Consider the following 13045-nt stretch of genomic DNA (forward strand, 5'->3'; position numbering starts at 1 on the left):
AACCGGCCCGTCGTGCGTCAGCTCTCGCGCTTGCCGTCCACCAATCGCGGGATCCGCAGCGGGTTGCTCTCCTGCAGTTCCGGCGGAAGCAGTGCGTCGGGGGCGCCCTGGTAGGCGACCGGGCGGAGCCAGCGTTCGATGGCCGTGATGCCGACCGAGGTCGAGGTCGATGTGGTCGCCGGATAGGGCCCACCGTGGTGTTGCGCAGCGGCGACGGCGACTCCGGTCGGCCAGCCGTTGACGACCAGGCGACCGGCAAGCTCGGTCAGGCGAGCCAGCAAGGCGCCGCCTGCCCCCTGGCCGGCCGCTTCTTCCGGGGACACATGCAAGGTGGCGGTCAGGCTTCCGGGCGCGGCTGCCAGGACGGCTTCGATCTGCGCGTCGTCGTCGTAGCGTGCGATGACGGTGACGGGGCCGAAGCACTCTTCGAGCAGCGCCTCGTGGGCGCTGCCGGACGCGACGGCGTCGGCGGAAACGGTCAGGAGACCGGGCTTTACGGCGTGTTCGCCTTCCGGCCCGGCCACCACGGGCGCGGTGACGCCGGGCAGTGCCAACCGTTCCGCGACGCCCCGGAGGAAGTTGTCGCGCATGCGGTGGTCGAGCAGCACTCCCGGCTCGGCGGCGGCGAGCTTCCCGGCGAGTGCGGAGACGAGGCGATCGCCGGCATCCCCTGACGGGACGAGTACCAGGCCGGGTTTGACGCAGAACTGGCCGACGCCGAGCGTTGCGGAGGCTGCGAGGCCTTCGCCGATATCCGTGGCGCGGTCGGCTGCGGCACCTCGGGTGACCACCACAGGGTTGAGGGAGCCCAGCTCGCCGTGGAACGGGATGGGCACGGGACGTGCGGCCGCGGCGTCGAAGAGGGCTCGTCCACCGCGCACCGAGCCGGTGAACCCGGCCGCGGCGATCAGCGGATGGCGGATCAGGTCCAGTCCGGCCTGGAAGCCGTGCACCACGGAGACCACCGCGTCGGGCAGACCGCAGTCGGCGGCGGCGCGACGGAGAACCGTGAGAACGATTTCGGAGGTCTCCGGGTGGTCGGGATGTGCCTTGACCACGACCGGACACCCTGCGGCGAGCGCGCTGGCGGTGTCGCCGCCGGGGACCGAGAAGGCGAGCGGGAAGTTTGATGCGGCGTAGACGGCGACGACACCGAGGGGAATCTTGTAGCGCCGCAGGTCAGGGACCGGCGGGGTGATCGTCGGGTCGGGGTGGTTGATGATCGCGTCGAGGAAGGCTCCGGCGTCGACGGCGTCGGCGAAGGCTCGCAACTGCGTGCACGTGCGCCCGAGTTCGCCTTGAAGGCGGGTCTCGCCGAGCGCGGTCTCGGCATCGGCGGCGGCCACGATCGCCTCACCGGCCGCCTCCAGCCTTGCGGCGCACGCCCTGAGGAAGGCGGCGCGCGTCGGGCGGCCGGCCAACGCGCTGCGGGCCGCGTGGGCGGCTCTGACCACGGCGTCGACATCCGTGGACGCGGCTTCGTCGGTGACGCGGACGCGATGCCCGCCGGTGCGCGGGTCGATGCTCCAGACGGGTGTGCTCAACGGAAATGCCCTTCTCGCCTCGTTGACAGCGTCGTTTCCGGCAGCTTAGCGTCATGTCGGTATTCCGAACCAGTGACGAAATTTCGAACAACAAGGAGCCTGGGTATGCGGATCACGCGAGTCGATACGTACGTCGTCGGCACGCCGTGGCGAAACCTGACCTATGTGGTGGTGCACACCGACGAGGGGCTTACCGGCGTCGGCGAGACCCGCATGCTCGGCCACACGGACGCGCTCCTCGGCTACCTGGCCGAAGCCAAGGTCAACCACATCCTCGGTTCGGACCCGTTCGCGACCGAGGACCTCGTGCACCGGATGAAGTACGGCGACTACGGCCGCGCGGGCGAGATCGTCATGTCCGGGATCGCCTGCATCGAGATGGCCTGCTGGGACATCAAGGGCAAGGCCCTGGGCGTGCCGGTGTGGCAACTGCTCGGCGGCAAGGTCACCGACCGGGTCAAGGCGTACGCGAACGGCTGGTACACCACCGAGCGCACCCCCGAGGCCTACGCGGATGCCGCTCGCGCGGTCGTCGAGCGCGGCTACCGGGCGCTGAAGATCGACCCGTTCGGTGCCGGGAAATTCGAACTTCCCTACGAGGAAGGCCTCTACGCGGTCTCCCTCATCGAAGCAGTCCGCGACGCCATTGGCCCGGACACCGAGCTGCTGCTCGAAATGCACGGGCGGTTCAGTCCGTCGACCGCGATCCGGCTCGCCCACGAGATGGCGCCGTTCCGCCCGGCATGGGTCGAGGAGCCGGTGCCGCCGGAGAACCTCAAGGCCCTTGCCAAAGTCGCCGCGAAGGTCGACCTGCCGATTGCGACGGGGGAGCGGATCCACGACCGGATCGAGTTCCGTGAGCTGTTCGAGTCCCAGGCCGCGGACATCGTCCAGCCCGACGTCGGCCACATCGGCGGCATCGCCGAGACCCGGAAGATCGCCGCGACCGCCGAAACCCACTACATGCTGGTGGCCCCGCACAACGTCGGCGGATCGGTGCTGACCGCCGCATCGCTGCAGGTCGGCTTCTCCACCCCGAACTTCAAAATCCTCGAACACTTCAACGACTTCGCCGACGCCGAGATCAAGAAGGTCGTCAAGGGAGCACCCGAGGTCGTCGACGGCTATTTCGACATCAGCGACGCGCCAGGCCTCGGTGTCGAGTTCGACGCCGACGCGGCCGCCGAATTCCCCCAGCAGCGGGCGCACTTCGACCTCTTCGCCGACGGCTGGGAGAAGCGCACGCCGGGAGCCGGGCGTTGAACGCCGGACCCGCCGGAATCGCCCTGGTGGTCGACCGGCCCGGGACGTTCCGCTTCGTCGACCATCCGTCCGCCCCACCCGGGCCCGGCGAAGCCCGGGTGCGGATCCACGCGGTCGGTGTCTGCGGCAGCGACCGGGAGGTCTACCACGGCACTCGGCCCGCCGGATACGTCCGCTACCCGTTGATTCCCGGGCACGAGTGGTCGGGGATCGTCGAGGCCGTCGGCGAGGGCGTCCCCGATTCCCTCGTGGGAGGCAAATGCGTCGGGGAAGGCTTCCGCAACTGCCAGGTCTGCGACCGCTGCCGTAACGGCGAGACGACGCTGTGCACCGCGGCGTACGAGGAAACCGGGTTCACGCGCCCCGGTGCGATGGCCACCACGCTCACGCTCCCTGCCCGGCTGCTGCACGTCCTGCCCGACGACGCCGACCTCGCGTGCGCCGCCCTCCTGGAGCCCGCCGCCTGCGCTGCGGCCGCGGCTCTGCGCGCCGACGTACGCCCCGGCGACCGAGTCGCCGTCGTCGGCACCGGTGCGCTCGGTCTGCTCGCGGTTCAATTCGTCGCCGCTTCGTCACCGGCCGAGCTGCTGGCCGTCGGACGCGGTTCCGGCCTCCGGGCGCGCGCCGAAGCCTGCCGCGCCGCGGCGTACCGAGACGTCGAAGGACTCGACATCAGTGGAAACTTCGACATCGTGATCGAGGCAGCCGGGGCACCGGGGTCGGCCCGCACCGCGGCCTCGCTCCTGCGCCGCGGCGGACGGCTCGTCCTCGCCGGCATCCCGGCGCCGGATGCGCCCGGCCTCGATCCCGCGGACCTGGTGGTGCGGCAGTTGGATGTCCGCACGGTCTTCGGCGCACCGCCGGCCGCATGGGCGCACGCCGTGCGTGCCTTCGGCGCGGGCATTCTCGACCCGCGGCCGCTCATCACCCATCGCCTCCCGCTGCGGGACTTCGCCCGTGCGCTCGATCTGGTCGGCAGCGGAAGCCCGGAGGTGGGCAAGGTACTGCTCTTCCCCTGACCTTTGCCTCCGCCGACCAAACCCGCCCGGTTCATCCCAACGCCGCTCCGCCCGGCCGGTACTGAAGGACACAGCACATGACCACACCTGCCACTCGCCGTCGCCCTGCGGAAGGACCTCTTGCCGCACTCGGGCTCGCGGCTGCCCCGCTCGACCCTGCCGACGCCTCGCCTCACCGCTTCCCTGACGGCGGCTCGTGGCGTACGGAACTCCCGTCTGTGGAAGGGCCGGAAGCTCTTGCCGTGGTGTTGGAGGAAGCGGAGCGCCTGGATGTGCCGATCCACCGGGTCAGCCAGGGCAGCGGCGTCTGGATGCTTACCGACGCCGAGATACACGAAATGGTCGCCGCGTGTGCCGAACGCGACGTCGAACTGTGCTTGTTCACCGGCCCGCGCGGCACATGGGACATCGGTGCCGGAACGCGCACCCCGTCTGGCGGAGCGGGGCTGCGCGCGCGGGGACACGACGCGGTGGCGGGATGCGTCGAGGACGCGGTACGCGCCACCGAAATGGGCGTCCGCTGCCTGCTCGTCGCCGACGAAGGCGTGCTGTGGACCCTGCACCGCGCCCGGGTCGCCGGCATCCTGCCTGCCGACACCACCTTCAAGGTGTCCGCACTCATCGGGCCGGTGAACCCCGCCGCCTACGCGGTCTTCGAAGGCCTCGGCGGTGACTCGCTCAACATCCCGTCCGATCTCACCCTCGAACACCTCACGGAAATCCGGCATGCCAGCCGCGCCCCGATGGATCTGTACATCGAGGCGCCCGACGACCTGGGCGGATACGTACGCATGTACGACGCGGCCGAACTCATCCGCCGCGGTGCGCCGCTGTACCTGAAATTCGGCCTGTCGAAGGCCCCCGCGCTCTATCCCTCGGGCGAACACCTCCGCGCCACGGTGCTGTCGGCTGCGCGCGAGCGGGTGCGGCGTGGGCGGCTCGTCCTCGACTTGTTGGAGCGGCTGGGTGCGGCGGAGGGCATGTCGCCCCTCGGCTCCCGCTTGCCGGGTGAACTCGTACGCTTCCCGGTGCCCGACCCGCAGGACACGCACACCACCGGAGGCAACCGCTAGTGGGACGACTCGTTCCGGCCGTGACCAGGGCTTTCGACATCCTGGAAAGGTTCCTCGACCACGACGGCCCCCTCTCCGCCCCGGAGATCGTCCGGCAGACCGGACTCCCGCGTACGACCGTGCACGAGCTGCTGGCCACGCTCGTGGCGCGGCGATACCTGGTCCAGGAGTCCACCGGTGGTTACCGGTTGGGTGTGCGCCTGTACCAGCTCGGCAGCCGGTACGCCGACCAGCTGGACCTCGCCTCCGAAGGACAGCAGGCTGCGCGCCGCGTCGCGGAGGCGTGCGGCGAGACGGTGCACGTGGCGGTCCTGGAGGGTGCCGATGTCATCTACATCGCCAAGGTCGACTCCACACACGCTGTGCGCATGGTGTCCGCAGCCGGGCGGCGCCTTCCCGCGCACTGCACGGCGGTCGGCAAGATGCTCCTTGCCGCCCTGCCGGACGAAGAACTGCGTGCGCTCGTTCCGGAAGACGCGCCTCTTGCCGCTCTGACGCCACAAAGCATCACCGAGCCGGCGGCCCTGTACGCCGCGCTCGACGACATCCGTGCAGAGGACCGGGCGTTCGAGGACCGCGAGTCGAACCTCGACGTGTCGTGCGTGGCCGCGCCGGTGCGCGACGAGACGGGGAAGGCGGTCGCCGCGCTGTCGATCTCGGTACCGACCATCCGCTGGAATGACGAGCGCCGCACCGAACTGGTACGGCTGGCTACGGAGGGTGCTGCCGAACTGTCCGCACGCCTCGGCCACCGGGGGGCGATGGGGTGACCTTCGAACTGGAGGAGGCCGTAAGGGCCTCGGTCGAACTCGGCGAAGGCCCGACCTGGGACTCGGGCGCGCGGCGACTCCTGTGGGTGGACATTCTCGGCTCACGGATCCATAGCTTCGACCCGGTCTCCGGACACAGTGAAGCCACGGCAACCGGACAGCACGTCGGTGCCGCCAAACCGCGCGCGGGCGGGGGAACGGTGGTGAACCTGCGCGACGGGATCGGACTGTACGACGCCGCAGGCGAGTTCACCTGGCTGCACCACGCACCGACTCCGGGACGGCGCGGCAACGACGCCGCGGTCGCTCCCGACGGCGCGCTGTGGGCGGGCACGATGCGCTACGACGAGACGGCCGGCGGAGGCACACTGACCCGTGTCGCCGCCGACGGCAGCGCAGTCGTCGTCGTGCCCGACGCCACGGTCAGCAACGGCATCGGCTGGAGCCCGGACGGCAGCCGCATGTACTACATCGACACCCCGACCCGGCGCATCGACGTCTTCGACTACAGCGACGGCCAGGCGAAGAACCGCCGCCCTTGGGTGAGGATCGAGGAGGGCGCGGGCTGGCCGGACGGCCTCACGGTCGATGCGGCCGGCTCCGTCTGGGTCGCTCTGTGGGACGGGGCCGCCGTGCGCCGCTACACGCCCGACGGCGCTCTCGACCGAACCTTGGCCTTGCCCGTCGAGAGGCCGACTGCGTGTGCCTTCGGCGGAACGCAGCTGACCGACCTCTACATCACCACGGCACGTACCGGTCTGACCGCCCCGCATGCGCTGTCGGGGTCCTTGCTGGTCGTACCGGACGCGGGGCAGGGGCTTCCGCAACCGGCCTTCGCAGGATGAGCGTCCGCAGCTCACGGCACTTCCCGACGTGATTCTTGCCCGGAGCTGCATCAGAGCCGAGCCGAGCAACGCCATTGCGTCCGGCGTGGCACGTAGCACACGACCCGAACGGCGAGATGCGGCTCGCGCAACGCCACACATACATACACCCTGACGACAAGGAACGAACGGACATGGCCGCTGTGCAGGCGAATCCACATGACATCGCAGACCTGGTCTCACGCCTCACGCTGGAGCAGAAGATCGCGCAGCTCGGCGGGGTCGGCGTACCGCAGCTTTTCGGCCCGCCGCCCCCGGGCGGCACCGGCCCGGTCGTCGACACGGGACGCCTGCGTGAAGAGCGACCGTACGGTGTCGGGCATTTCTCGCTGGCGTGGGCGCTCGGCGAGGACACCGACAGCCTGCGCGCCGCACTGGCCGACCTCCAGGCCGTGGCGCGGGAGGTGTCGCCGTTCGGCATCGGTGCGCTCGTGCACTTCGAGGGCATCAGCGGCCTGGTCCACCCGTCGGGTCCGCAGTTCCCCACCGCCTGGGCACAGGCCGCGACCTGGGACTCCGAGCTGGTGCGGCGGGCATCTTCGGTGACGTCCGCGCACATGCGCGACACCGGAGTGCAGTTGCTGTTCTCCCCGGTCATGGACATCTGCCGCGACCCGCGCTGGGGCCGCGTCCACGAGACCTACGGCGAGGACCCGGAACTGGCAGCACAGATGTCGGTCGCGTTCGTCCGCGGCATCCAGGGCGACCTTGACGACACCGGCGTCCTCGCCACCGGCAAGCACTTCCTCGGCTACGGAGTCTCCGAGGGTGCGCTGAACCAGGCCCAGACCCAACTCGGGAAGCGCACGCTCGTCGACGAGTACGCCGAGCCGTTCCGACGCGCCATCCGCGAAGCCGGCCTCTCCGTCGTCATGAACTCCTACAACGAGATCGACGGCATCCCGGCCGCGGCCGACCACTGGCTGCTGACCGAATTCCTCCGAGGAGCCCTCGGATTCGACGGGGTCGTCGTCAGCGACTACGACGCGGTGAACATGCTCCGCACCGCCCACCGGACTGCGGGCACCCACGGGCAAGCCGCCGTACAGGCGCTGTCCGCCGGTCTGGATGTCGAACTCCCCGGGGACGACAACTACTCCCACCTTGCCGACGAGGTCGCCGCGGGCCGCCTCGACGAACAGGTGATCGATGCCGCCGTCGCCCGCGCCCTGGCGATCAAGGCACGGGTCGGCCTGATTCCGAGCCTCGGGCGCGCCACCCGAGTCGCAGCCGCGGTCCGTGCCGACCGTGCGGAGGCCGCCGAGGTCCGGCGTGCCATGGCCGAACGCGCGATCGTCCTGCTCGACAACGACGGCACCTTGCCGCTCACTCCCGGCGGTCCGCGCATCGTCGTCGTCGGACCGGCAGCCGACGAGCTGCGCATCCACTTCGGCGCCTACACTTCCGCGGCCCACAACGAAATGTGGGAGGGCATCCGCGCGGTCCGCACCGGCCAGGTCCCCGGGATCGACCCGGCGTCGTTCGCTTTCACCGACATCTTCCAAACACGCCTGCCCGGCATCGACCCGGCGTTCGAGGCCGTGACCCGTCGGCTCCACCCCGATGCTCCGTCCGTCCTGGACGCGCTGCGTGCCGTCGATCCGAAGGTGGACTTCGCGTCCCTCGGCAGCTTCGAGGCGGACTCCGCCCAGCCGCTCGACCCCGCCGCCGTTGCCGGCGCGGTGGCCGCGGCCGACGTCGTGGTCGCGGTCGTCGGCGAACGCACGGGCTGGGTCGGCAACAACACCGCGGGCGAGGGGCAGTCGACGGCGTCGCCGACGCTGCCCGGAGACCAGGAAGACCTCGTCGAACTGCTCGCCGCCACCGGCAAGCCGCTGGTCACCGTCGTCGTCTCCGGCCGCCCGCTGCTGCTGGAGAAGGTCGCCCGCGCGTCCCGCGCGGTCGTCCTCGCCCCGCTGCTGGGCGAAGCCGCGGGCCAGGCGATCGCCGACGTGCTGTTCGGCAGGGTCAACCCCAGCGGCAGGATCCCGAGCACCTTCCCCCGCCATCTCGGGCAACTGCCGCTCTACCACGGCCACCACCACGGCAGTGGGTACAGCCATCCGACAGGCACGCGGCACGGCTACGGCGACCTCACGGCACAGGGCCCGCTCTACCCGTTCGGACACGGCCTGTCCTACACGACGTTCGCCGTGGAGCCGGACGAGACGCACGAATCCGTGCTCGACGTTGCCGACGGCGTGATCCGCGCCCGGCTGACCGTGGCGAACAGCGGAGACGTCGACGGCGAAACCGTCGTACAGCTCTACGCCCGCGACGAACTGTCCGCCGTGGTGCGGCCGGTACGGCAGCTCATCGCATTCGCCCGGGTCGCCCTCGCTGCCGGTGAACGGCGCCAGGTCGTCCTGGAGGCGCCAGTCGAGCGGCTGTTCCACACCATGGCCGACGGACGACGCGGCGTCGCGCCCGGCGACATCACCGTCATGGCCGGGTTCAGCAGCACGGACATCGTCTGGAGCGGAACCACCGTGATCGACGGCGCCTACGAGGACACCCCTGGCCACCACTGAGCCCGGCTGCCGGTGCTTCCAAGGCCACGCGCAGCCAGTGACACCGCCTCGGAAGCACCGGGCAGCCGCCTTCGCTCCAAGGACACCTTTGAACAGCCATCCCATCCTGCCCGGGTTCCACCCGGACCCGTCGATCTGCCGGGTCGGCGACGACTACTACCTGGCCACATCCAGTTTCGAGTACTTCCCCGGCGTCCCGATCTTCCACAGCCGGAACCTCACGGGGTGGGAGCAGATCGGCAACGTCCTCGATCGACCGTCCCAGCTCAACGTCGCACCTGGCATCGCGGGCGCGAGCGGCGGGATCTACGCACCGACCCTGCGCCACCACGACGGCGTCTTCTGGATGATCACCACCAATCGCGCGGATCTGCGCAAGGGCCACCTGATCGTCCGTGCCGACGACCCTTCCGGCCCGTGGAGCGACCCGGTGTACACCACGGGCGCAATCGGGATCGACCCGGACCTCGCCTGGGACGAGGACGGCACGTGCTACATGACCTGGTCGATGCTCGGAATCATGCAGTCCGCCCTCGATCCGTCGACGGGAACGCTTCTCGGCGAGCCGCGCAAGCTTTGGGAGGGAACGGGGCTGTCGCACCCGGAAGGCCCCCACCTGTTTCCCCGGAACGGCTGGTGGTACCTCGTCATCGCGGAGGGCGGCACGGGGCCGGGGCACGGAGTCTCGATTGCGCGCTCGCGGTTCCCCACTGGTCCGTTCGAAGGACACCCGGCGAACCCGTTCCTGTCACACCGCAGTACCGACCATCCGGTGCAGAACACCGGGCATGCCGACCTCGTCGAGCTGCCCGACGGCCGCTGGGCGATGGTCCACCTGGGCGTGCGTCCCAGGGGAGCGCACCCGAAGTGGCACGTCAACGGCCGGGAGACCTTCCTCACCGGTATCGACTGGGTCGACGACTGGCCGGTGCCCGCCACAGACGCCTTCATGGCGCCGGCCCCGGACACTTCGTTCGCCGACGAGTTCACCGGTCCCCACCTGCACCCGCGTTGGATCGCACCCGGCGTGGACCCGCGCAGCTTCGTCACGCTTCGCGGCAATGCGGACGGCACACCGCCAAACGGAGCCGTCCTTCGGGCCGGCCGACGACCGGAGGCGAGGGAAGCCCGACACCTGCTCTCGGTGCGCGTCCGAGACGACGAATGGCAGGCCACCGCCACCGTGCCCGCCGGGGACGCGGCGCTGGTGATCCGCATCGACGACGCCCACTGGGCTGCGGTCGAGCGCGTGGGCGACACCGTCTCGGTGCGCATGGTGATCGGCCCCCTCGACCAGACCTTGGCCACGGCCGAAGGCATCGCCGCGGACCGGCCGCTGGTTGTTCGGGCGGTCGCAGTGCCCGAGGACTTCAATCCCCGCAACCCGCCCGACCGATTGGAACTCGGTTTCCTCGACGGGGGTTTCCACCGCCTCGCGGAGGTGGACGGACGCTATCTCTCCACCGAGGTGGCGGGCGGATTCACCGGCAGGGTAGTCGGTGTGGAAGCGCTCGGGGCCGACGCCGTGCTCACCAGGTTCGCGTACCAGGCAGCAGCTTTGTCGTAGCCCGCCCGGTCCCGCTGCCATCCCCGCGCGGCCACCTTGCCAGGCAACAGGGCCGACATAATACTAATGCGTATTACTAGTGCGCATTGCTTTCATTCATCCCGGCGGCCTCCCGGCCGCCGACCGCCAAGGAGTACCCGCATGACGTTCCCCGACGGCTTCCTCTGGGGTTCCGCGACCGCCGCCCACCAAGTCGAGGGCAACAACATCGCCAGCGACTTCTGGGTGCTCGAACATGTCCCCGGGTCGCGGTTCGCGGAGCCGAGCGGCGACGCGTGCGATCACTACCGGCTCTTTCGCGAGGACATCGCGCTGCTGGCCGAACTCGGTTTCACCAGCTACCGGTTCTCGATCGAGTGGGCCCGCGTCGAGCCCGAGGACGGGTTCATCTCCCGCGCGGCGATCGAGCACTACCGCGATGTGCTCCAGGCCTGTCATGACCACGGGATCGTTCCGATGGTGACACTGCACCACTTCACCAGCCCGGCCTGGCTCACGCGGCTGGGCGGATGGGAGTACGCAGGCACGCCTGAGCGGTTCGCCGCCTACTGCCGAACCGTCATGACGGAACTCGGCCCGCTGATCCCGTACGCCTGCACGATCAACGAAGCCAACATCGCGATGCTGACGCGGCGCATGATCGCCGACATGACCGGCACGGCGGGCGGTGCCGAGCAGGCACCGGTGGGCGTGGCCCGGGACGAAGCCGGCGGCGGCCGCGACTGGCGCGAGGTCGGCGCGGAAGCACTCCGCACCACCCCGGACAACCTGAACCTGTTCCTGTTCACCTGGACGGAAACGGGCCTGGAGCTGATCACGCGCGCGCACACCGAGGCGCGGCGCGCCATCCGCGAGGCGAGCCCCTCCACCAAGGTGGGCATCACACTCGCCCTCCAGGACTGGCAGGCCGCGCCGGGCGGCGAGAAAGCCGCCGACGAACGGTGGGCCGAAGCCTTCGAGTTCTTCCTGCCCGCGATGGAAGGCGACGACTTCCTCGGCGTCCAGAACTACAGCCGCGTGGTGATCGGCGCGGACGGCCTCGCGTGCGCCCATCCCGAAGGCGCCGAACTGACCCAGATGGGCTACGAGTTCTACCCGCAGGCGCTGGAGAACGTCGTCCGCCGCGCCGCCACGGCCGGGCTCCCGGTGTACATCACCGAGAACGGCATCGCCACCGACGACGACGAACGCCGTGCCGCGTTCGTCCGCAGCGCGCTCGAAGGTGTCGAGCGCTGCCTCGCCGACGGGATCGACGTCCGCGGCTACTGCTACTGGTCGACGCTGGACAATTTCGAGTGGCTGCTCGGCTACGGCCCGACCTTCGGGATGATCGCCGTGGACCGCAAGACCCAGAAGCGCACCGTCAAGCCGAGTGCCCGTCTGCTCGGCGACATCGCCCGACGCAACGCCGTGGCCGACGCCTGACACGCGCATGCGTTCTGGCGTCGTCAGCCAGTCGGTGTCCGCTGCCCCCCGGCGTTCTCGAACGTCGGCGGGGCAGCGGACACCGGCGCCGCCTCACAGTTCGACGAGCCGCCGGCCCCGTCCCTCCCGGCGGGCGTGGGCGCCCGCTTCGCGGGTCAGTTCGCGGGTGCTGCCCAGCAGTGTGTCCAGTGCCAGGACCCGTCGGACGTGCCGGTGGAAGTCGTGCTCGGTAGTGAACCCGATCCCGCCCAGAAGCTGTTGGCAGTGCCGTGCGGCGGTCAGTGCGGCTTGGCCGGCCGCGGCCTTGCCGAGCAACGCAGCCAGTTCGTCGTCGGAATAGTCGTCCGGACGGCGATCGGAAGCTTCGAGGGGGCCTGTGGCTGCGTCCGCGCTCTCGCCTGCTGTGAGCAGCGCGGCCTCGGCACCGTCGAGGGCGACCAGGGTCTCGGCCAACCGGTGCCGGACCGCTTGGAAGGACGCCAGGGAGCGCCCGAATTGGGCTCGGTCCAGCACATGTTGGCGTGCCAAGGCCAGCATGGCCCGCCCGCTGCCGAGGAGCCACCAACCCAGCGCCCGACGGCCCGCGGCCAAGGCCGCCGGGGGGAGCTGGACGTTCAAGGCAGTCGGATCATCATCCGCCGCGGTGTGCAGCGGTAGTTCGGGATCGATCCCGGTGCCCGGGCGCCCGTCGCGTTCCCACACCAACCACGCTCCGCCCGCGCAGGGCAGGAGCAGCGTCCCTCCCGTGGGGAACCCTGCCGCGTGTCGCAGGACGTCGTTGATCAGCGGGGCGTGCGCGCCGGTCTCGCCGAGCAGTCGGAAGACCAAGGGGACGGCCTGCTCGGGAATTTCGGCCAGCATGTCGTGCCAGCCCAGACCCTCCAGGGCCGCATCCAGCTCCGGGCCGGTGGCCGCGGTCATGGTCTTGCGGAGGGCGTCGGCGAGCAGGTCCCGTTCCGCGGCGTCCAC

10 protein-coding genes are annotated in these 13045 nt (G+C 70.3%); 8 read left to right on the forward strand and 2 right to left on the reverse strand.

Annotated elements, in window-relative coordinates:
* Positions 1-17: 17 nt before the first annotated feature.
* A complete protein-coding gene (locus tag ABEA93_RS38890) occupies positions 18-1523 on the reverse strand; it encodes an aldehyde dehydrogenase (NADP(+)) (RefSeq protein WP_345680732.1) in 1506 nt (501 codons plus the stop codon).
* Between the two features lie 126 nt (positions 1524-1649).
* Between ABEA93_RS38890 and ABEA93_RS38895 the strand changes: the two genes are divergently transcribed.
* The 8 genes from ABEA93_RS38895 to ABEA93_RS38930 all read left to right on the forward strand — a co-directional run bounded on the left by ABEA93_RS38895 (position 1650) and on the right by ABEA93_RS38930 (position 12076).
* A complete protein-coding gene (locus ABEA93_RS38895; RefSeq protein WP_345680709.1) occupies positions 1650-2807 on the forward strand; it encodes a mandelate racemase/muconate lactonizing enzyme family protein in 1158 nt (385 codons plus the stop codon).
* Positions 2804-3826 (forward strand): zinc-dependent alcohol dehydrogenase, encoded by a 1023-nt coding sequence (locus tag ABEA93_RS38900; protein WP_425585258.1) that lies wholly within the window; start codon positions 2804-2806, stop codon positions 3824-3826. The genes ABEA93_RS38895 and ABEA93_RS38900 overlap by 4 nt, the downstream gene beginning before the upstream one ends.
* A gap of 77 nt (positions 3827-3903) precedes the next feature.
* Positions 3904-4899, forward strand: coding sequence for a hypothetical protein (locus ABEA93_RS38905; RefSeq protein WP_345680710.1), 996 nt, complete (start codon positions 3904-3906; stop codon positions 4897-4899).
* Positions 4899-5669: an IclR family transcriptional regulator gene (locus ABEA93_RS38910; protein ID WP_345680711.1), complete on the forward strand. Its 771-nt coding sequence runs from the start codon at positions 4899-4901 to the stop codon at positions 5667-5669. Before ABEA93_RS38905 ends, ABEA93_RS38910 begins: the two co-directional genes overlap by 1 nt.
* Complete coding sequence (locus tag ABEA93_RS38915; protein WP_345680712.1) at positions 5666-6514, forward strand: SMP-30/gluconolactonase/LRE family protein; 849 nt, start codon at positions 5666-5668, stop codon at positions 6512-6514. The genes ABEA93_RS38910 and ABEA93_RS38915 overlap by 4 nt, the downstream gene beginning before the upstream one ends.
* Positions 6515-6687: 173 nt before the next feature.
* Positions 6688-9084, forward strand: coding sequence for a glycoside hydrolase family 3 N-terminal domain-containing protein (locus ABEA93_RS38920; protein ID WP_345680713.1), 2397 nt, complete (start codon positions 6688-6690; stop codon positions 9082-9084).
* A gap of 88 nt (positions 9085-9172) precedes the next feature.
* Complete coding sequence (locus ABEA93_RS38925) at positions 9173-10651, forward strand: glycoside hydrolase family 43 protein (RefSeq protein ID WP_345680714.1); 1479 nt, start codon at positions 9173-9175, stop codon at positions 10649-10651.
* A 141-nt stretch (positions 10652-10792) separates the two neighbouring features.
* Complete coding sequence (locus ABEA93_RS38930) at positions 10793-12076, forward strand: glycoside hydrolase family 1 protein (protein WP_345680715.1); 1284 nt, start codon at positions 10793-10795, stop codon at positions 12074-12076.
* Between the two features lie 93 nt (positions 12077-12169).
* Here ABEA93_RS38930 and ABEA93_RS38935 read toward each other — a convergent pair whose 3' ends face one another.
* Positions 12170-13045: an acyl-CoA dehydrogenase family protein gene (locus ABEA93_RS38935; RefSeq protein WP_345680716.1), complete on the reverse strand. Its 876-nt coding sequence runs from the start codon at positions 13043-13045 to the stop codon at positions 12170-12172.

The sequence above is a fragment of the Yinghuangia aomiensis genome (assembly GCF_039542225.1).
In the GTDB taxonomy this organism is placed as follows: domain Bacteria; phylum Actinomycetota; class Actinomycetes; order Streptomycetales; family Streptomycetaceae; genus Yinghuangia; species Yinghuangia aomiensis.